The sequence below is a fragment of the Streptomyces avidinii genome (assembly GCF_014650695.1).
Lineage (GTDB): Bacteria > Actinomycetota > Actinomycetes > Streptomycetales > Streptomycetaceae > Streptomyces > Streptomyces avidinii.
This window is the reverse complement of the sequence record NZ_BMVL01000017.1, coordinates 144,963-162,480: the sequence shown is the minus strand read 5'-3', so window position 1 is coordinate 162,480 and position 17,518 is coordinate 144,963. Positions and strand designations below refer to the sequence as shown.

The following is a 17,518-nucleotide window of genomic DNA, read 5'->3' as shown; positions in this document are numbered from 1 at the left end:
GTTCGCGGGGAGGCCGAGGGCGCCGTCAGCGGTGCGGTTCGGTGGTGGTGCGATAGCCGTGCGCCCGCAGCGGGGCTCGGGCGCCGTCGAGGATGGCGTGGGCCTGGGTGAGGGCCGCGGCTTCGGAGGCGGCCCGCAGGAAGAGGTAGACGTGCACGCCGCCGTCGGCGGCCTTGGTCCGCAGGTGCTCCAGGCCGTGCACCGCGGGAGTGTGGGCCCAGATCAGATCGGAGACGAGCGCGAGCACGCCCTCCCGGTCCGGACCGTCACAGGGCCCCGACAGGGCGGCTCGGATGACGCGCATGCCGGCTAGTCCCAGTTGATGCTGTCCTCGGCGGACTCGGGCGCCGTGTCCCAGTTGATGCTGCCGTCGGCGGAGGCGCTGACGTGGTGGCCGTCGGCGGAGACGGCCGCCGGGGCGGTGGTGGCGATGGCGCCGGCGCACAGGGCGGTGAAGAGGGCGACGACAGCGGCGGAGCGGGCGGTGCGGGTCATGGTTTCCCCCAGGTCACGGGCTCGGAAGCGATGCGTTCGGTGCGGTGTGCTGCGCGCTGATCCGGATCGTCCTTGCGGCTCTGGCCTGAGTCGGGGACTTTCGTCCCCGCCGTCCCGGTGATCACCATGTTGCTGGCCCCGCGCCGGGTTCAGAAGAGGTTCCGGCTGTCACCAACGGGCCTGGCACCTAGGTGCCAGACTTCCCCTACGATCACGGAGGCGGCGCTCGCCGGGGGGCGGCCCAACTACAGCCGGGGGGCTGGGAGATGCTGCAGACACTGGGGCTCGGGGCAGATGTGGAAGCCGTGTACCGGGGCATGCTGGCCGACCCTTCGGGAGGGGTCGCCGAACTGAGTGCCCGACTCGGCCTCACCGAGACCCGGGTCCGCGAGGGCCTGGACCGGCTCGTCGATCTCGACCTGCTCCGACCGTCACGGGACTGCCCGGGCGGGCTGCGCGCGGTGAGACCCGAACTGGGTCTGGAGCTGCTGCTGCGCCGCCAGGAGGAGGAGCTGGCCCGGCAGCAGCAGGAGCTGGCGCGCAGCAAGGCGGCCGCGGCGCAGGTGGTCTCCGAATTCGCGGAACTCAGCCCGAACACCGAGGTCGACGGCGCGGAACGGCTCGTGGGGATGGACGCCATCCAGAGCCGGCTGGAGCAGCTCGCCCACGGACTGGAGCGGGAGTGCCTGGCGATCCTGCCGGGCGGCGCGCTGTCCGGGGCGAGCCTGGAGGCCTCCCGGCCGCTGGACCGGCGTGCGCTGGCCCGCGGCATCGAGATGCGCTCGGTCTACCAGGACAGCGCGCGCAACGACCCGACGACGCTGGCCTACGCCCGGTGGCTGACCGAGCAGGGCGGCCAGGTGCGGACCAGCCCGCTCCTGCCGCCCCGCCTGCTGATATTCGACCGCGCCGTGGCGGTGGTCCCGATCGACCCCGACCATTCCCGGCTGGGCGCCCTTTGCACGAGCGCGCCGGGGATCGTGGCCTCCCTGGCCACCCTGTTCGAGCAGACGTGGAACTCCGCCGTACCGCTCGGAGCGGACCGCCCGCGGCCCAGCGACAGCCGCCCGACCGCGACCGAGCTCGAACTGCTGAAGCTGCTCGCCTCGGGCATGACCGACGAGGCCGCCGGGAAACGACTCGGGGTGTCGTTGCGGACCGTCAGGCGCCAGATGTCCGCCCTCATGGAACGCCTCCACGCGACGAGCCGCTTCGAAGCCGGCCTCAAAGCGGCCCAGCAGGGCTGGCTCTGACGGTCAGAGACTCCGCACGAAGGCCCCGAACGCCTCTGCCGTGACCGTGAAGACCGGCCCACCGGGGTTCTTGGAGTCCCGCACGGCGACCTCGCAGGGCTGCGCGGCCACCTCGACGCAGTCTCCGCCCGTGTTTCCGCTGTACGAAGCCTTGCGCCAGGCGGCGGTGCCGAGCGGGGCGCACTCGATGCAGTCGCCGCCGCTGGAGCCGCTGTAGGACGACTTACGCCACAGCACGCTCGGCAGGTTCTGGATGCTTCCCATAGCGTTCCTCCATTACGCGAGCGATCAGCTCTGCCGACGCCCGGGTGGAGAGGGACTCGGCCTGCAAGCGAGCGTATCCGACCGAACGCTCCTTGATCACTTGCGGGTTGGCGGTCATATGGCCGCAGTCATAGCTCTCGCTGTAGTGGATGTCCGGGTCGCCGTCGAACCTCAGAAGGTTGAACGAGCCCATCATTCCCGCGTGCTGCCCCGCCTTGAGATTTCCAACCACTGGCGGTCCTGAAGATTCAACAGGTGGGCCAGTTGGTTGCGCATGACCTCGCGGCCACCGATCTCCCGGTGGAGCGCCGCCTCGTCCAGCACCACCCACAACACTGGCGGATTGTCGCGGGCCAGTATGCGCTGCCGATCCATACGCGCCGCCACGGCGGCGTCGAGCGTGTCGGGCTTCTCAACGCCCATGACGGCCCGCGCGTAGTCCTCCGTCTGCAGGAGTCCGTACACCAACTGGCACTGGAAGGTGGAGATGAACGTCGCCCGGGCCTCCATCTCGGCGTACGGCTGGAACCACGTCGGCAAGACGCTCCGCAGCACCGGACCCACCAGTCGGGAGAACACACCACCCGTACCGAGGGCCGCGTCCACCCGTTCGGAGAAGTCCCGCGTCGGTACCCGCTTGCCGTTCTCGATCATGCCGATCAGGGAGCCCGTACAGAAGATGATCGCGCCCAGCTGCGCCTGCTTCAGGCCCGCCTCTTCTCTCAGCCGCCGCAGCTCGAAGCTGTAGTAGTCCAGCGGCGAGGCACTGGGATCGATGTCACGGGCCTGAACCATGGGACGGCACCTCCAAGCGGAGAACGAGCTTGTGGCCGAGAGTAGCGACGGCGACACGTACCGGTGCCGTGAATCCCGCAACAATGTCACACACCTCCGCCCCGCCCCCGGGAGAGTGGGGGCGGGGCGGGGTGTCGCTCGGCGCGGGGTGGGGGGAGATCAGCAGGCGCCGAGGTCCTTCCAGACACCCCACTCACCCGTGGTGCCCGGCGTCTCGTTCTGCGTCCACCACTGGGCCTTGTACTTGCGGCCGTTGTGGGACACCTCGTTGCCGGCGGTGTAGACGGTGCCCGCGACGTACGCCGGGGTCGAGCCGCAGCCCGTGGTCGGCGGGGTCGTCGGAGGCGTGGTCGGGGGCGTCGTGGGCGGAGTGGTCGGAGGCGTCGTCGGCGGGGTGGTCGGCGGGACCGTGGTGCCGCCGAGGGCGTCCGAGATCTGGTTCAGCAGCGTGGTGTTGTTGTCCAGGCCGAGCAGGGAGTACATCATCGCGCCGGCCAGGCCGCGCTGCTTGCCGTAGTCGACCCGGGCCTGGATGGACTTCTGGTTCAGGCCGGTGAAGAACTCGCCGTCCTTGTAGAAGTACGAGGCCTTGGCCTGGTCGTCCCAGAAGGTGGTCGCCGGGTTGTCGACGAGGCCGCCGAGCTCCTTGTAGTTGGCGATGCCCGCCTGCTGGCTGGTGGGCCGGGCGCCCGAGGCGCCGGTCGCGGACTGGGCGAGGCCGTTGTTCGCCCCGGCGGGGACGCCCTTCCAGCCGCGGTAGTAGAACTCGTAGCCCAGCGTCAGCTTGTTGGCGGGGAAGCCGCCGGTGATCCCGTAGGCCGGGTTGCCGTCGATCCAGGAGTCGATCGCGTTGTCGATGCTGTACTTCTGGGTGCCCGGCGCGATGGGGTCGGTCGGGTCGCCCGCCGGGGAGTACAGCGGGGACTGGTGGTACGTCGGACCGTCGCTGTCCCAGGCGCCGTGCATGTCGTACGTCATGATGTTCGCGTAGTCGAGGTACGCGCCGATCTTGTCCGTCTCGATGTACTTGATCTTGTCCTGGCCGGCCGGGAGGGCCGAGGTCAGCATGTACTTCTTGCCGCCGTTGGCCTGGCCGTAGGAGTCGAGCTGCTCGCGGAACTCCTTGAGCAGGAGCGTGAAGTTCTGCTTGTCCTCGGGGGCGTAGTGGTTGCCGAGGTGGCCGCCGGACGAGCCCGGGTACTCCCAGTCGATGTCGATGCCGTCGAAGATGCCGGCCGCGACGCCCTGGCCGCCGTAGCCGCCCTCGACGGGCAGGTTGCCCTTGATGTACTGGTCGATGCAGGAGGACACGAGCTTCTTGCGGGAGGCGTCGGTCTTGGCCGCGTCGCTGAAGTACTTGGAGTAGGTCCAGCCGCCCAGCGAGATATTGATCTTCAGGTGGGGGTACTTGGCCTTCAGCTGCTTGAACTGGTTGAAGACGCCGACGATCGGCTGGTCCCACTTGTCGGCGACCCCGCTGACGCTGTCCGCGGCGCTGAAGGACTTCTGGTAGTCGGCGTACGAGTCGCCCGCACCGTCACCGGCGTTGGGGTTGTTGTCGTCGCCCGCCGCCTTGTTCGCCTCGAAACAGGTGAGGTTGGTGGGGTGGATGTTGCCGAACGAGTAGTTGATGACGTCCAGCTTGCCCGCGATGCCTCGGGTGTCGAGGTGCTTGGGGTAGAAGGCGTTCCCGTACACGCTCCACTGGTCGTAGTAGGCGATGCGGACACCTCCCGCCGCGGCGGTGGTGCCGGCGTCGGCGGCCTGGGCCGTGCCGAGTCCCGCGAAGGAGGCAAGCGCTCCGGCTGCCAGCGCGGCCGTGGCGGCGGCCGCGATGAGGGGTTTACGGATGTGCATGAACTGCCTCCGGGGGGGCTGGGAGGGGAGAGCAAGAGGTTCGGGTGAGAGAAGTGATAGCGATCACGCCAGCCCCGCGTCAATGGTTCGGACCAAAGAAGGACTAGACCACTCAAGCGCTATTTCCCCAAGTCAGAGGGCTGAGCGCACATCAGAAACCGCTCGCCACCCCGGGTGACGAGCGGTTTAAGGCTGCCTTCAGGAAGCTCTCCGCAAGGTTTCGGCAACGAACCAGCAAAACCCCGTTCGCACTCCGTCAATCGGCGGCGGGCGCCTCCACCGGCATGCCGTATACATCGGCGATGAGCCCGTAGGAACGCAACCGGGCAGCCCCGCTGTGGGCGTTGGCGGTCACCATCAGCTCGTCCGCGCCCGTCCGCCCGGCGAGCTCGTCGAGCCCGGCGCGGACCTCGTCGGGGGTGCCGTGGACGACGTTCGCGAGCCAGCCGTCCACGAACTCCCGCTCCAGCGGGGAGAAGGCGTACGCCGCCGCCGCCTCCGGCGTCGGGATCAGGCCGGGCCGTCCGCTGCGCAGGCGCAGCATCGACAGCGCGCCCGTCAGCACCTGCGCGCGGGCCTCCTCGGCGGTGTCGGCGGCGAGCGCGGAGACCCCGATGACGGCGTAGGGGGCGTCGAGGACGACCGAGGGGCGGAAGCTCCGGCGGTAGAGGTCGAGCGCGGGCAGGGTGCCGGCGGCCGAGAAGTGGTGGGCGTAGGCGAAGGGCAGGCCGAGCTCGCCGGCCAGGCGGGCGCTGAAGCCGGAGGAGCCGAGCAGCCACAGCGGCGGGCGCCCGGCGGGACCCTGCACCGGGCCCGGTACGGCGTGCACCCGGGCGTACGGATGCCCGTCGGGGAAGTCGTCGTCGAGGAAGCGGGTGAGCTCCGCGAGGCGCCGGGGGAACTCGTCGGCGGCCTCGTCGAGGCGACCGGGCCCGCGGAGCGCGGCGGCCGTGCGGCCGTCGGTGCCGGGGGCGCGGCCGAGTCCGAGGTCGATCCGGCCCGGGGCGAGCGCCTCCAGGGTGCCGAACTGCTCGGCGACGGCGAGCGGGGCGTGGTTGGGCAGCATGACCCCGCCGGAACCGAGCCGGATGCGGGAGGTGTGCGCGGCGAGGTGGGCCAGGATCACGGCGGGCGAGGAGCTGGCGACTCCGGGCATGGAGTGGTGTTCGGCCACCCAGTGGCGGTGATAGCCGCGGGACTCGGCGAGGCGGGCGATCTCCACGCTGGTGCGGAGGGAGGCGTGGGCGGTGCTGCCCGCGCCCACGGTGACGAGGTCCAGGACGGAGAGCGGTACGGTCGCCCGGCCGTGCGCGGTGCCGCGGATCCCGCTCGCGTTCCGGTTCGCCGCCCCGTCCGCGCCCGACCGGCTCTGCGCGTCGTCCCCTGCGTCACTCATCGTCGCTCCCGTTTCGCTCTTCCGTGCGCACGACATCAGTGCGACACCGTACGAAGAACTCGAACCGTGCGCGGCCGCCGGGCATTCCCGGCCGTACCAGGCGATGATCATGCCGCTGGCATATGCCAGCGGAGTAGGTCCAGGCAGACAGTCATGATTGAGCCAGCAATCTCCTCAACAGGCGCTCCACATGGCCCGCTTGATGGCTATCGTGGTAGGGCAAGCGGTAACAACCTGCTAGGGGGAAACCGTGGCGCTGAAGCCCGAGCCGACCGCGCCGTTCCACTCGGTGCAGTACGCACTACGCGTACTCGAAACGATCGCACGTCACACCGGCGGTGTGACGGACGTGCAGATCGCGCGTGAGACCGGCCTGCCCGCAGTCCATCTCGCCCCGATGCTGCTCATGCTGCGCCGGGAGGGATATGTGCTGCAGGTGTCCGACGGGGCGTACGCCATAGGAGACTCCCTCGTCCTGCTCGGCTCGGGCATCGACCGGCAGCAGGCACTCACGGACAAGCTCCAGGAGACGCTGGACCGGCTGCGCGACTCGGTCGGCGCGGCCGTCTACATCAGCCGGTACGTGGACGGCGAGGTCCGCATCACGCAGTTCGCGGACAGTCCCCGCACTCCGAAGGTGCACGAGTGGGTCGACTTCCGCTCCGCTGCGCACGCCAGCGCGGTGGGCAAGTGCCTGCTGACGCAGCTCGACCTGAACGGGCGGCGCGACCACCTGTCCCGGCACAAGATCGCCCGGCTCACGTCGAAGACGATCGTGAACGAGCGGATCCTGTTCTCCAAGCTGGACGCCCAGCCGGCCACCGTGCCCGTACTGGACCTGCAGGAATACGCGGTGGGTACGGTCTGCGCGGCTGTTCCGATCACGGCCGGGGCCTCGGTGGGCTGCCTGGCCCTGTCCATGCCGGTCGAGCACGCACACCGGCTGCGGGCCGCCGCGGACACCCTGAACCGGAAGGCCGCACCGCTGCTGCTGTCGCTCACGCTCTAGCGACCTGTGGGGGTGCGGGTGGTGGTTCCGCGGGGCGGAAAACACTTCGGGCGGTTCCCGGTGAACCGGAAACCGCCCGAAGGACAGGTGCGCCGCCAGGGACTCGAACCCCGGACCCGCTGATTAAGAGTCAGCTGCTCTAACCAACTGAGCTAGCGGCGCCTGCTGACAGAGAAAATACTACCCGGTCCCCAGGGGTGCTCAAAACCATTACCCGGGAGGCCGGCGCCGCTGCTGTCACCGGATTCCAGCGGTCGGCGGCGCACCAGCGGCCACCGCCACCACCCGGCGGCCGAAACCCGTCAGCAGACCGACGAGCCCCTCGCGGAGCAGGACCCGTCCTCGGCGAGGACGATGCCAGGGACGGTCGACGGGCTGCTGGTCAGCGGGCACGAGATCTTTCGTCCATGCGGGCCGGCCAACCGTGTCCCCGACGCGATGACGATGCCCCACCGGGCCTCCGCGGGGTATACCCAGCCCTCCCGGAACGCTCCGAGCGGGGCCAAGACCAGGCCTGTGGCGTGTCTGGCGAAGCGATGCGAGGACCCGCACCCGCAACGTCTCATCCGTGATCGTTTCCACGCTGCGCCACGCGTAGCCACTCACCTCTGCTTCTTGGAGCATCACCTCCTGGTCGCCCTCCAGCCGGAAGAGATAGCGGAAGTCGAAGTGCTGATGCGCGGGCTCGGCCTTGCTCTCATTCGCCGGAATCGGGTGCACGTCGATGTGTACCGGGACCGCGATGCCGGGGACCACTCAGGGTGATGCCGGTCTCTTCGATCAACTCACGGAGTGCGGCACTCAACAGATCCGGGTCCTCGGGTTCAAGGTGTCCGCCCGGAGTCAGCCACTTACCGAGTGCCACGTGCCGAATGAACAGCACCTGCCCCTCTCCGTTGACGACCACCGCCCAGGTCAGGACCAGAATGAAGCGTCCATGACTGACGGCGGCAGGTGCAGGCCGGGCGCGCGAGGCGCCCGGAACCCGGGCCTCACCACCTCTGCGGAACACCAGATCCATCCGCGACAAACGAGAGATGTGAGGCGTTCGGCTACGGCGTCACTGTGTCGTCATCCGGTGACGCCCTCTCCCGCCAGACCCTCGTGCGGCACCGCGGCGAACAGAACACCGCCGACCGCCCGCGCTCGACCCCCACCGTCCATCCCCGCCCGCAGACCGGACAGACAGCCTCGTCCCCACGCTGCATCGCAGCCCCCGCCGCCGGGACTGCTCCAGCGCCCACCACCGCCTGGACCTGCACCTACCCGAGCAAAACACCGCTGTCGGCAGTGCCGCCGGGCCAGTCCACCGGACGCCACAAGCCCAATCGTCCAGCCATACAGACGCCCTGACCGAGTGCCGGAATTTAGCCCGACCAGGTCAAAATACGAATAACCAGGATGATGGCGATGATATAGCTTAAGCCGGAAGCATCGTAAGCCACCCCTTCCATCGTTCCGGGAAAATTCAGCCATCAATGGCCGGTTACTGGCAAAGATGTTGCGGTCTGGTCTTCAAGATCATAAATTCCCCGAGAAGCCTTACCTCAGGGGTGGGGTTCGCTGGCTGTAAATTAGGGGAGAAGATGCATTTCAAGAAGATCGCGGTGGGGGCTGGCGTGCTGCTCGGGGCAGCGGCCATACTGGGAAGCTCGCCTGCCGTGGCTACCGAGATCAGTTCCTCCAAGAACGGCGCGGTCTACGCCTACTCCGGCGGATCTAATGCCCAGGTATCCGTGTCGGACACCAAGGCTGACAGCAACTCGGTCTACGTCAAGTACGGGCGAGACAGCGGAACCTATACACTCCACAACAAGAGCGGAAATGGCACGACCGCGACCAGTAATGCCGGGACTACGATCTGGTGGATCAAGGCGTGCATATCTGTCGACTGGGAAGTTGATCCGTGCGACATCGAACGCCCCTGACCGAGGGCCGGTCGATCGAGGGGACTCCCTAGGGTCCTGCGAGTTCCTGAGTGGGGTTACCGTTATCGGTAACCCCACTGTTCATTGTTGCAAAAGAAGGATCGCGGCACGCCCCGCGCCATCAGCGGCACCACTGGCGACTGACCTGGGTTCGGTTGTTGCGAAACTGGATCGACCAGCGGTGACCGTCAATGACTCCGGTCCGGGGGTGCTCGTCGGTGAACCGCAATGAAGGCGCTGTACGGTCGACGCAATAGTCGACCGCAGGAATAAATAGAGCAATCGTGGCTATATTTCCTATTTGGCCTGAAGTCGGAAGTCGCCGCTGAACTTGCAATCAGCCATCCGTTGGCCGGATGCCGGCAAAGATGTTGCAATCCGTTCTTCAAGATCATAAATTCCCCGAGAAGCCTTACCTAGGGGTGGGGTTCGCTGACTGTAAATTAGGGGAGAAGATGCATTTCAAGAAGATTGCGGTGGGGGCTGGCGTGCTGCTCGGGGCAGCGGCCATACTGGGAAGCTCGCCTGCCATGGCTGTCGACATCAGTTCCTCCAAGAACGGCGCGGTCTACGGCTACTCCTACGGAACGAACACCCGCGTCGCCGTGCAGGACACCAAGGCCGACAGTAACTCGGTCTACGTCCAGTACGGACGAAATGCCGAATCCGGTCGGTACTTCCTCCACAACAAGAGCGGAAGTGGCACGACCGTGACGAGCGGTGCCGGCTCGGCAATTTGGTATATCCAGGCATGCATATCCGTTGACTGGGAAATCGACCCGTGTGACATCGAGCGGACCGGCTGACTGGAGGCCGCCAGGTCGCAGGAAAGCAATAGGGCCTGGAACATCTAAGTGGGGTTACCTCTACCGGTAGCCCCACTGTTCATTTTTGCAAAAGAGGGAACATGGGAAAGCACACCGCGCCACCAGCGACACGGGTGGCGACTGCGTTGGGGTTTGGATCGCTGCGATACAAAATCGGAGAGAGGATGCTCTTCGACGGCCTCGATCTGAGACTTCCCATCGGGGAATCGGCGGCAGTCATGGGGCCCAGCGGCAGCGGGAAGAGCACGCTCATCTCATGCGCTCTCGGTCTGGTGAAGCCGCAGGGCAGCGTGACCGTGGCGGATGCCGACCTCACAGGGATGCGTCGGCGCCAACTCGCGCGCCACCGCAGCCGATACACCGGTGTGGTTTTCCAGTTCGGCGAACTGCTACCAGAACTGACGGCCTTGGAGAACGTCGCACTGGCCGCCCTACTGGCGGGAACCTCACGCAAGGATGCCTACGCGGATGCCGAAAGGCTCCTAGTCGAACTCGGTGTACCCAGAGCGAAACGTCCCACGGGCACTCTGTCCGGTGGTGAACGTCAACGTACCGCCGTGGCTCGGGCACTGATCAACAAGCCGGCTCTTCTGCTTGCCGACGAGCCCACCGGCGCCCTGGACGACACCAACCGCAACAGCGTCGCCGAACTGTTGTTCAAGGTACCGAAGCAATGGGAGTGCGCGCTCCTGGTGGTCACCCACGATGAACAGGTCGCCATGCGGGCGGACCGCGTCTTTCATCTGGCCGACGGCCACCTGCTCGAACGGAGCGGGGGATGACCTCAGCCAAGGGCGCACCCCTGTGGTGGCAGCTGTTCAGAGTAGGGGCTGCGGCGGGCCGTTCTGCCTCGGCAGGCCGGGCGCGGTTCGTTGCACTCGCCTGCGCCGCCTTGGCCGTGAGCATCGCGGTCTCCACCTTCACCCTGATCTTCGCGGCATATGACGGCCGCGACGAACGGGGCGCCGACCGTACACCGCGGTTCGCACAGTCAGCGTCGGATCCTGAAGCGCGCGCCTTGTGGAAGCCTGCGTTCGACGAGGTCAACAACACTCAGTTCTCGATCGTCTACCTTGCCCCCCTTCGCGCGGACGCTCCGCTGCCTCCTGGTGTCTCCGCTTGGCCTGAACCGGGCCAAGCGGTGCTGTCGCCGGCCCTGCTCGCGGCGGGTCGCTCCGAAGGCATCGAGACCCGGTACGGGGCTGTGGCCGGCACGATCGGAGAAGCCGGACTGGCAAGTCCCGGCGAATGGCTCGCCTACGTTCGCCCAGGCACCGATCTCGTCGTCCCTGAATCCATGCGGCCCGTCACACGCTTCGGCTCATTTGCCTCCCTGGGTTTCGGTGAGGCCATGTTCGTGCAGCCGATCCGGCTGCTGCTCGTCCTTGCCGCCTTCATGGCTGCGATGCCGGCGGCAGCCCTGTCGGTATCGGCCGCGCGGGCCGGGTCGGATGCACGTGACCAGCGCACCGCACTCCTATCGGCCCTGGGTGGGGGCTGGCGGACACGCGCTGTGATCAATATCGGCGAAGCCGCCGTGCCAGTCGCGGTCGGCGCCCTGGCCGGTGCGGCAGCCGCCGCCATGACGCTCATCCGCAACACGCACCTGCCGATCGTGGACTTCACGGTCGCGCGGGCCGATGCACAGCACTGGTGGTGGGGCGTGCTCGGCGCACCCTTGGCGGCCATGGTCTTGGTCCTGCTGTGCGTCGTGCTCATGCACCCCCCGCAACGGCGGCCTCAGGGGACACGGCCCCGCCTGGCCAAGACACGCCTGCCCCGGTGGTGGCCCTACCTGTGCCCCCTGATGGTGTTCGTGGCCGTCCGCGGTCCGGAACTCGCCCCCACCCCCAGCACGCGCCTGCTGATCTATGCGATCGGAGTCGGCGCCACGATGCTCACCCTGCCCTCGCTGGTCGGGCTTCTCGCCGCCGCCATCGGCCGCGGCCTGGCCGCAGCGGGACGCCGAACAGGCCGTTCGGGGGCGCTCGTCGCCGGGCGCTGGGCAGCTGCCTGGCCCGGCGCGACCGCGCGCCTCACAGCTGGCGTGATCATCGCCTTCGTTCTGGTGGGGCAGACCCAGCTGTGGACCACTCGCAACACAGGCCCCGCGGTACAGGCACAGCAGACGGTGGACCGGGTGGGCAGCAGCATCGTCCTGGTCAGTCACCCTCGAGAAACCCCCGTTCCCCAGGGCTTTCTCCATGCGCTGCCCCCCGGTACGGAGGCATTGCGCCTGAAGATCGAACCGAAGAGCGGTCACGCCGAACTGAACGGACCGTGCGAGGCACTGAAGAGGGTCGCTCTTCCCTGCTCGCCGACAGCGACCCCGGTTGAACTGCGGGGCATCGATCCAAGGCTTGGCGAACTCTACAGTTGGGACACCCCCGCCCAAGGCTTGTCAGCACGGCAGACGACCGATCCGCAGGGGCCTCTCGTCGTGCTGGTGGGCCAGTCAGGGCAACAGATTTCTGTACCTGCGGTCAAGCAGGCCGCCAACGCTCACCTGGGCATGTCCGTCACCGTCGATACCGTCGCCGGCTCCTGGCTGACCTCGGCGAGCATGCAGCAGCACCTCGGCCGGTGGACCCTGTTGTTCGGCATCTTCGCCGTCATCGTCATCGTCATCGCCATCGTCGTGTCCAACCTGGCGGAGTTCGTCCGGTTCAGTCGGCAGATCACTGCGCTCAGTGTCCTGTCCGGCAACAGGACCATCTACCTCAGCACCTCGTTCTTCGCACTCTTCATGCCGCTTCTGGGCGCATCCCTGATCGGACTCACCGCCCACTACTGGCTCGCGACACCCATGACCTCCAACACCTACTCCGGCGGATCCGAACTCTCATGGCCTCTGCTCGCCTTCGTCCTCGCCGCGGCCACAGCGCTGGCCTTCCTGGTATGGCTGTGGGGCGCCTATGGGGCGGTACGGCAGGCCCACAACTGGCGACCCGCAGCAGATTGATCCCACCGGGACCTGGGTGCAGGAGGCTTCCGCACCCCACCTCCGGCGCCCGGGCCTCGACGTGAAATCGCACTTCGCGCTCGGCGACGTCGACGCGGCCCTCGGCCTGGGCCACCAGGCCGAGGGCCGCGAGAGGCGGAGTCGACTCCGCCCGCACCACCAGCGCCCTGGATGAACTCCGCGGCCACCGGAACATCCCAGTCGAAGCCGACTTCCTCGACTACGCGGCCTGAGCCTGCTCACTCTCCGCGCTGGTCTGCCACTACGACGACCGGGAAACCAGTAACCGGTCCGGTAGCTCACGCCCCCGTACGGCCCTGCGCCGGTTTCCCCATATCCGTTTCGGCATCCGCCGGGGTGCGGGGGCCGGTCATGACGGGGAGCGTGATGTCGAGGTGGGACGCCATGTCCAGCTCGAACCTTCCGTACGGATTCACATGGGTCCAGAACAGCGGGGACAGCGCGCCCACCGGTCGGCGTCGGTGAGCCTCGCCTGCCACTTCCCTCGGACAGGATGTCCTGAAGTAGCAGGGTGTTGACGTGTACCAACGCAGACTGGAGCAGGTGCCAGCATCGAGACTTCCTGGCTCTCCTTGTCGGAGCCGGTCAGGTCGCCGTCCTTGCCGTAGAACGGGTCGTGGTTCGCGCTGTTCCAGTTCCCCACTACCTGGAGCCCGTCGTTGATCTCGCGCCGCAGCTCCGCGTCGGCGAGATAGTCGCAGATGAACGCCGTACGTACCGCGCGGCGCAGTTCCTCGATCGCCCTCCCGCAACCCGCTCTTCACCACCTCTGCGGAACACCAGATCTCACCGTGCCAAACGAGATGTACGAGGCGTTCGGCTATGGCGTCACCGTGTACGTGTCGAGCCGCGCACGGTCGGCTGTTTCCATGAACTCCAGACGTGCTCCCGAGGACCCGCAGACGCCTGGCCATAGCTGTTCCCCTCGCCGTCGGACACAACAGCGCCAGCATGACGATCCGAAGGGGCCCTGTCCGGGGTGATTCGCGATTATTCGCGTCCCCCGGCGACAGAGCAACGGGGCAGGGGTCAGCGGGCCAGTAGGTTCAACCGGCCCTGGGCTTTGTACGTGGCCAGGAGGGTGGTCAGCGTCGGGGGGTCGAGAGGGGTGTAGGCCCCGGCGGGGGATCGGTGCCAGACGGGGTCTTCGCAGCGGAAGCCCGCGCGGCGGAGTGAGACGCGGTGGACCTTGTTCGTCGCCGTGGTCGGCATCGCCCCGACGATGCGGACGTAGCGCGGGGCCATCTTCGTGCCCAGGTCCGGCTGGTGGGAGAGGAAGGCCGCGAAGGCCTCCGGGGAGAACACCGCGCCCTCCCGGAGGGCCAGCGCCGCCATGACCTGGTCCCCCGCCACCTCGTCCGGGACGGCGTAGACGGCGACCGCCGCCGCGTCCGTCCAGCGGGCCAGGATGTTCTCGATCACCGCCGCGGCGAGGTTCTCGCTGTCGACCCGGAGCCGGTCGTCGGTGCGGCCCGCGAAGTAGAGGAAGCCGGCCGCGTCGCGGAAGAAGAGGTCCCCCGTCCAGTACCAGCCGTCCCGGGTGCGGTCGGCCTCCGCGTCCGGGTTGCGCCAGTACCCCTCGAAGAGGCTGCGGCCCCGGTTGACCAGTTCGCCGATCGCCGCCGAGCCGTTGAGCAGGCGGCCGTCCGGGGCGAGGAGCGCGGGCGGGCATTCCGTGCCCGTCTCCGGGTCGATCACCGCCAGGTCGTCGCCCGCGCCCGCCCGGCCCAGGGCTCCCGGCGGGGTGTCCGGGGTCCGCTGGACGGAGGCGCCGCCCTCGGTGGCTCCGTAACCCTCCACCAGCCGGACCCCGAACCGCTCGGCGAAGCGGGCCGCGTCCACCGCCCCGGCCTCGGTGCCGAAGCCGAGGCGCAGGGTGTGCGTGCGGTCGTCGGGGCGGGGTTCGGTGGCCAGGAGGTACTGGATCGCCCGTCCGACGTAGGTGAAGTACGTGGCCCCGTACGCCCGTACGTCGTCCAGGAACGCAGAGGCCGAGAAGCGGCGGCGCAGGGCCACCGCGGCCCCGCCGACGAGCGCCGGCAGCCAGTCGGCGATGACGGCGTTGCCGTGGAAGAGCGGCATGCAGACGTAGTGGACGTCGTCCGGGGTGACCGTGAACTGGCGGGCCAGCGCGGATCCGGCGGCCGCGAGCCGGCCCTGGGTGCAGATGGCGGCCTTGGGGGCGCCGGTGGAGCCGGAGGTGAAGTAGAGGAGGAGGCGGGAGTCGGGTGCGGGGGCGCGCAGCGCGGCTTCGCCGGGCTTGGCGGCGGCGTACGGGGCGAGGAGGGCCTCGTACTCCTCGGTGCCGGTGACCAGGACGCGTACGCCGGGCAGGTCGAGGCCGCGCAGCAGCGGCAGGTGGGCGCGCTCGGTGATCAGGATCCGGCAGTCGGTGTGCAGGATGTCGCGGGCCAGCTCGGGGCCTCGCCGGGTGGGGTTGATCCCGGCGACGGCGGCCCCGGCGAGGGCCGCCGCGCCGAGCCAGAACGGGAACTCGGGGGTGTTGTCGAGCAGGACCCCGAGGTGGGGCTCGGCCCCCGGGGGCATGAGGTCGACGAGGAGCGCGGCGCGCGCGGCGGCCTCCTGGGCGGTCCGGTGGTGGGTGAGGAGGCCGTCCTCGTGTTTCAGCCCGGGCCGGTGGTCGCCCCATTGGCGCGCTATGAGCTCCGCGACGGTTTCGGGTGCAGTCGTCGTCCGCATGCCGCCGGAGGGTAGCTGACGTCTCGTCAGAACTGAACGTCGGAGCAGGCGTAGAAGGCCATCGGGGTGTCGTTGACGGTCCAGACGGCCAGGATCAGGTGCCGGCCCGACTTGCCGCTCGGCATGGCGCCCTGATGGACGGTGGTCATGGCGGGGCGGGCGCCGTTGTAGGCGACGGTGAGGAAGGGCTGGGGTTCGAGGTCGGCGCGGGTGAGGGCCTTGGTGCCGGTCCAGCCGTCCTTGGTGACGTAGTACTTGAAGTCGGTGGTGGAGTGGTTGGCGGTGAACTGCCACCGGAAGGCGTAGCTCTGCCCGCTGGTCACCTTGGTGGTGGGCCAGGCGCCACCGCGCGGGTTGTCGAGCTCGGAGAACTGCGAGAGTCCGCCGGAACATATCTTGCCGTCGGCGGGACCGGCGGCCGGGAACCCCTTGAAGCCCTCGACGCTCTGCGGCTCCCACTGGATCGCACCGCAGTCGGAGACGGTCCGGTTGGCACAGAGCTTCTGGCGGCTGATCGGGGTGTCGGTGTAGCCGTGACTGCTGGCGGCGGGGGCGCTGACGAGGGTGATTCCGGCGACGAGGCCGAGGCCGAGCGCGGCGACGCCGGCCCGTTTGGGCATGCGGATGGGACGCATGATGCTCCTTGAACGTGGGGGGAGTTCGATGAGAGCGCGCGCGTGTGGGGATTAGGTCTAGACCAAGTCCCAGATTATTGACGAGAGTTGGCCATGTCCATACCAATGGGAAAACGGGTGGTCCGGTAACTTCCGGCCACCCGCTCCCGCACCGCTGAAACTCCCCCGGTAGCCCCTATTCGGAGCGGCCCGTGTAGAACGCGACCGTGAGGTCCTTCACCAGCGCCTTGCGCTCGTAGTCGTCGAGCTCCACCAGTCCGCGCGAGGTCAGTCGGTGGACGGTGTCGTCCACGGCGTCCACGACCGAGGTGAGCACGGTGTCCCGGTGCTTGGCGTCGATCGCCGCGACCCGGCGGCGGCGCATGGCCTCGGCCACCTCTGCCGCGTACTCGATCCGGGTCGGCTGGGCCGAGAAGACCTCGATCCCGACGGCCTCGGTCTCGGCCGCCAGCATCCGGGTCAGCGCGTCACCGACGGCCTCGGCGTCGCGCAGGGTCGGGGCGTCCTCGTGGAAGGCATCCGCGGGCAACTGCGAGAGCACGCGGGCCATCGCCGATTCGACCTGCTCGGCGAGGTACTCCGTGTGGTCCTCGACGGCGAGGGTGGCCCGGGCGGTGTCCCTGACCTGCCAGACGACCTGGACGACGACCTGGAGGGCGAGGCCCCCCGAGTCCACGGCGGGCATCGGGTCGCTGCGCCAGTGACGCAGGCGCACGTCGACCCGGGTGCGCAGCAGGAGCGGGCTCACCCAGGTCAGGCCGGTACGGCGGACCGTGCCGCGGTAGCGACCGAAGAGGGTGAGCACCCAGGCGTGCCCGGTACGGGCCCGGCCGAGGCCGCCGAGCGCCACAAGGGCGACGACGCCGAGGAAGGCGAGCGGGGGCCAGTGGGTGGCGCGCAGGCCGTGGTAGGCCCGGGGCGCCGCGCCGAAGGCGGCCACGAAGGGGGCGGGGACGACCCCGGCCCGCCAGAGCACGGCCAGGCAGCCGGCGAGCGCGAGCCCGCCGACGGACACGCCGACCCAGCCGGGCAGCACCGGGCCGCGGTGCTCCCGGAGCCGGTCGTCACCGCGGGGGACGCGGCGACCGGGGGCGGGTCGGGGGGCGCGGGCGCCGGGAGGGCCGGGCGCGGGGGCGGGCACCACCGGGAGCTGCTGGGTGGCGCGGAACGGGAGGTGCACCGGCACCTCGACGACGGAGGTGCCCCGGCGGGCTGCCGGGCGGGGAAGGTCCGGCGCACCGTCGGCCTCGTCCAGGCCGCGGGCCACGGCCCGGGCGGCGATCTCGGCCGGCCCGGGGCCGGGGATGCCGGAGTGCGGCTGCGCCGCGGGCGCGGGTTCGGGCGCGGGCACGGGGGCGGCGGCCGCCGGTTCAGGC

At 68.9% G+C, this 17,518-nt stretch carries 16 protein-coding genes, 1 tRNA gene and 1 pseudogene; 6 read left to right on the top strand and 12 right to left on the bottom strand.

The features are described 5' to 3' along the window. Positions 1–25: 25 nt before the first annotated feature. Positions 26–304, bottom strand: coding sequence for a hypothetical protein (locus IE257_RS32785; RefSeq protein ID WP_189973461.1), 279 nt, complete (start codon positions 302–304; stop codon positions 26–28). A 5-nt stretch (positions 305–309) separates the two neighbouring features. Beyond that, positions 310–495: a hypothetical protein gene (locus tag IE257_RS32780; protein ID WP_189973460.1), complete on the bottom strand. Its 186-nt coding sequence runs from the start codon at positions 493–495 to the stop codon at positions 310–312. 266 nt (positions 496–761) lie between these two features. Here IE257_RS32780 and IE257_RS32775 point away from each other — a divergent pair, with 266 nt between their 5' ends. After that, positions 762–1,748: a helix-turn-helix transcriptional regulator gene (locus IE257_RS32775; RefSeq protein ID WP_189973459.1), complete on the top strand. Its 987-nt coding sequence runs from the start codon at positions 762–764 to the stop codon at positions 1,746–1,748. Between the two features lie 3 nt (positions 1,749–1,751). Here the strand turns inward: IE257_RS32775 and IE257_RS32770 are convergent, their stop codons facing one another. The 4 genes and pseudogenes from IE257_RS32770 to IE257_RS32755 all read right to left on the bottom strand — a co-directional run bounded on the left by IE257_RS32770 (position 1,752) and on the right by IE257_RS32755 (position 6,060). Then, complete coding sequence (locus IE257_RS32770; RefSeq protein WP_189973458.1) at positions 1,752–2,012, bottom strand: DUF397 domain-containing protein; 261 nt, start codon at positions 2,010–2,012, stop codon at positions 1,752–1,754. Beyond that, positions 1,972–2,807, bottom strand: a pseudogene (locus IE257_RS32765) (helix-turn-helix domain-containing protein). Before IE257_RS32765 ends, IE257_RS32770 begins: the two are co-directional and overlap by 41 nt. A gap of 159 nt (positions 2,808–2,966) precedes the next feature. After that, entirely contained in the window at positions 2,967–4,664 is a 1,698-nt protein-coding gene (locus IE257_RS32760; RefSeq protein WP_189973457.1) for a glycosyl hydrolase family 18 protein, read from the bottom strand. A gap of 256 nt (positions 4,665–4,920) precedes the next feature. Beyond that, on the bottom strand, positions 4,921–6,060 hold the full coding sequence (locus IE257_RS32755) for an LLM class flavin-dependent oxidoreductase (protein WP_189973456.1): 1,140 nt from the start codon (positions 6,058–6,060) through the stop codon (positions 4,921–4,923). 250 nt (positions 6,061–6,310) lie between these two features. Here IE257_RS32755 and IE257_RS32750 point away from each other — a divergent pair, with 250 nt between their 5' ends. Then, entirely contained in the window at positions 6,311–7,069 is a 759-nt protein-coding gene (locus tag IE257_RS32750; protein WP_030388591.1) for an IclR family transcriptional regulator, read from the top strand. Positions 7,070–7,157: 88 nt separating this feature from the next. Here the strand turns inward: IE257_RS32750 and IE257_RS32745 are convergent. Both IE257_RS32745 and IE257_RS38685 read right to left on the bottom strand, forming a co-directional pair. Continuing rightward, positions 7,158–7,231: transfer RNA gene (locus IE257_RS32745), tRNA-Lys, on the bottom strand. 535 nt (positions 7,232–7,766) lie between these two features. Next, the gene (locus IE257_RS38685; RefSeq protein ID WP_229920789.1) at positions 7,767–8,090 is read right to left on the bottom strand and encodes an NUDIX domain-containing protein; all 324 of its coding nucleotides are present in this window, start codon (positions 8,088–8,090) and stop codon (positions 7,767–7,769) included. Positions 8,091–8,655: 565 nt separating this feature from the next. Here IE257_RS38685 and IE257_RS32735 point away from each other — a divergent pair. The 4 genes from IE257_RS32735 (at position 8,656) to IE257_RS32720 (ending at position 12,786) form a co-directional block, all read left to right on the top strand. Further along, positions 8,656–8,997, top strand: a complete 342-nt coding sequence (locus tag IE257_RS32735; protein WP_189973455.1) for a hypothetical protein — start codon at positions 8,656–8,658, stop codon at positions 8,995–8,997. Between the two features lie 455 nt (positions 8,998–9,452). Then, positions 9,453–9,803, top strand: coding sequence for a hypothetical protein (locus tag IE257_RS32730; RefSeq protein WP_189973454.1), 351 nt, complete (start codon positions 9,453–9,455; stop codon positions 9,801–9,803). A 185-nt stretch (positions 9,804–9,988) separates the two neighbouring features. Then, complete coding sequence (locus IE257_RS32725) at positions 9,989–10,606, top strand: ABC transporter ATP-binding protein (protein ID WP_229920788.1); 618 nt, start codon at positions 9,989–9,991, stop codon at positions 10,604–10,606. Then, entirely contained in the window at positions 10,603–12,786 is a 2,184-nt protein-coding gene (locus IE257_RS32720; protein WP_189973452.1) for an ABC transporter permease, read from the top strand. The genes IE257_RS32725 and IE257_RS32720 overlap by 4 nt, the downstream gene beginning before the upstream one ends. A gap of 433 nt (positions 12,787–13,219) precedes the next feature. Here IE257_RS32720 and IE257_RS32715 read toward each other — a convergent pair whose 3' ends face one another. From IE257_RS32715 to IE257_RS32700, 4 genes are all read right to left on the bottom strand, one after another. After that, on the bottom strand, positions 13,220–13,510 hold the full coding sequence (locus IE257_RS32715) for a Tn3 family transposase (protein WP_229920797.1): 291 nt from the start codon (positions 13,508–13,510) through the stop codon (positions 13,220–13,222). Between the two features lie 326 nt (positions 13,511–13,836). Then, positions 13,837–15,507, bottom strand: coding sequence for an AMP-binding protein (locus tag IE257_RS32710; RefSeq protein WP_189973451.1), 1,671 nt, complete (start codon positions 15,505–15,507; stop codon positions 13,837–13,839). A 26-nt stretch (positions 15,508–15,533) separates the two neighbouring features. Continuing rightward, positions 15,534–16,127: a lytic polysaccharide monooxygenase auxiliary activity family 9 protein gene (locus tag IE257_RS32705; RefSeq protein ID WP_189973494.1), complete on the bottom strand. Its 594-nt coding sequence runs from the start codon at positions 16,125–16,127 to the stop codon at positions 15,534–15,536. A gap of 190 nt (positions 16,128–16,317) precedes the next feature. Next, positions 16,318–17,518 (bottom strand): SPFH domain-containing protein (locus IE257_RS32700; protein ID WP_229920787.1); only part of this gene is annotated, 1,201 nt, incomplete at its 5' end.

What these genes read in the sequence shown, in the direction of transcription:
- IE257_RS32760 (WP_189973457.1), bottom strand. Translation starts at nt 4,664, where the DNA reads ATGCACATCCGTAAACCCCTCATCGCGGCCGCCGCCACGGCCGCGCTG.
- IE257_RS32730 (WP_189973454.1), top strand. Translation starts at nt 9,453, where the DNA reads ATGCATTTCAAGAAGATTGCGGTGGGGGCTGGCGTGCTGCTCGGGGCA.
- IE257_RS32705 (WP_189973494.1), bottom strand. Translation starts at nt 16,127, where the DNA reads ATGCCCAAACGGGCCGGCGTCGCCGCGCTCGGCCTCGGCCTCGTCGCC.
- IE257_RS32770 (WP_189973458.1), bottom strand. Translation starts at nt 2,012, where the DNA reads ATGGGAAGCATCCAGAACCTGCCGAGCGTGCTGTGGCGTAAGTCGTCC.
- IE257_RS32720 (WP_189973452.1), top strand. Translation starts at nt 10,603, where the DNA reads ATGACCTCAGCCAAGGGCGCACCCCTGTGGTGGCAGCTGTTCAGAGTA.
- IE257_RS32755 (WP_189973456.1), bottom strand. Translation starts at nt 6,060, where the DNA reads ATGAGTGACGCAGGGGACGACGCGCAGAGCCGGTCGGGCGCGGACGGG.
- IE257_RS32710 (WP_189973451.1), bottom strand. Translation starts at nt 15,507, where the DNA reads ATGCGGACGACGACTGCACCCGAAACCGTCGCGGAGCTCATAGCGCGC.
- IE257_RS32735 (WP_189973455.1), top strand. Translation starts at nt 8,656, where the DNA reads ATGCATTTCAAGAAGATCGCGGTGGGGGCTGGCGTGCTGCTCGGGGCA.
- IE257_RS32725 (WP_229920788.1), top strand. Translation starts at nt 9,989, where the DNA reads ATGCTCTTCGACGGCCTCGATCTGAGACTTCCCATCGGGGAATCGGCG.
- IE257_RS32785 (WP_189973461.1), bottom strand. Translation starts at nt 304, where the DNA reads ATGCGCGTCATCCGAGCCGCCCTGTCGGGGCCCTGTGACGGTCCGGAC.
- IE257_RS38685 (WP_229920789.1), bottom strand. Translation starts at nt 8,090, where the DNA reads ATGGATCTGGTGTTCCGCAGAGGTGGTGAGGCCCGGGTTCCGGGCGCC.
- IE257_RS32775 (WP_189973459.1), top strand. Translation starts at nt 762, where the DNA reads ATGCTGCAGACACTGGGGCTCGGGGCAGATGTGGAAGCCGTGTACCGG.
- IE257_RS32780 (WP_189973460.1), bottom strand. Translation starts at nt 495, where the DNA reads ATGACCCGCACCGCCCGCTCCGCCGCTGTCGTCGCCCTCTTCACCGCC.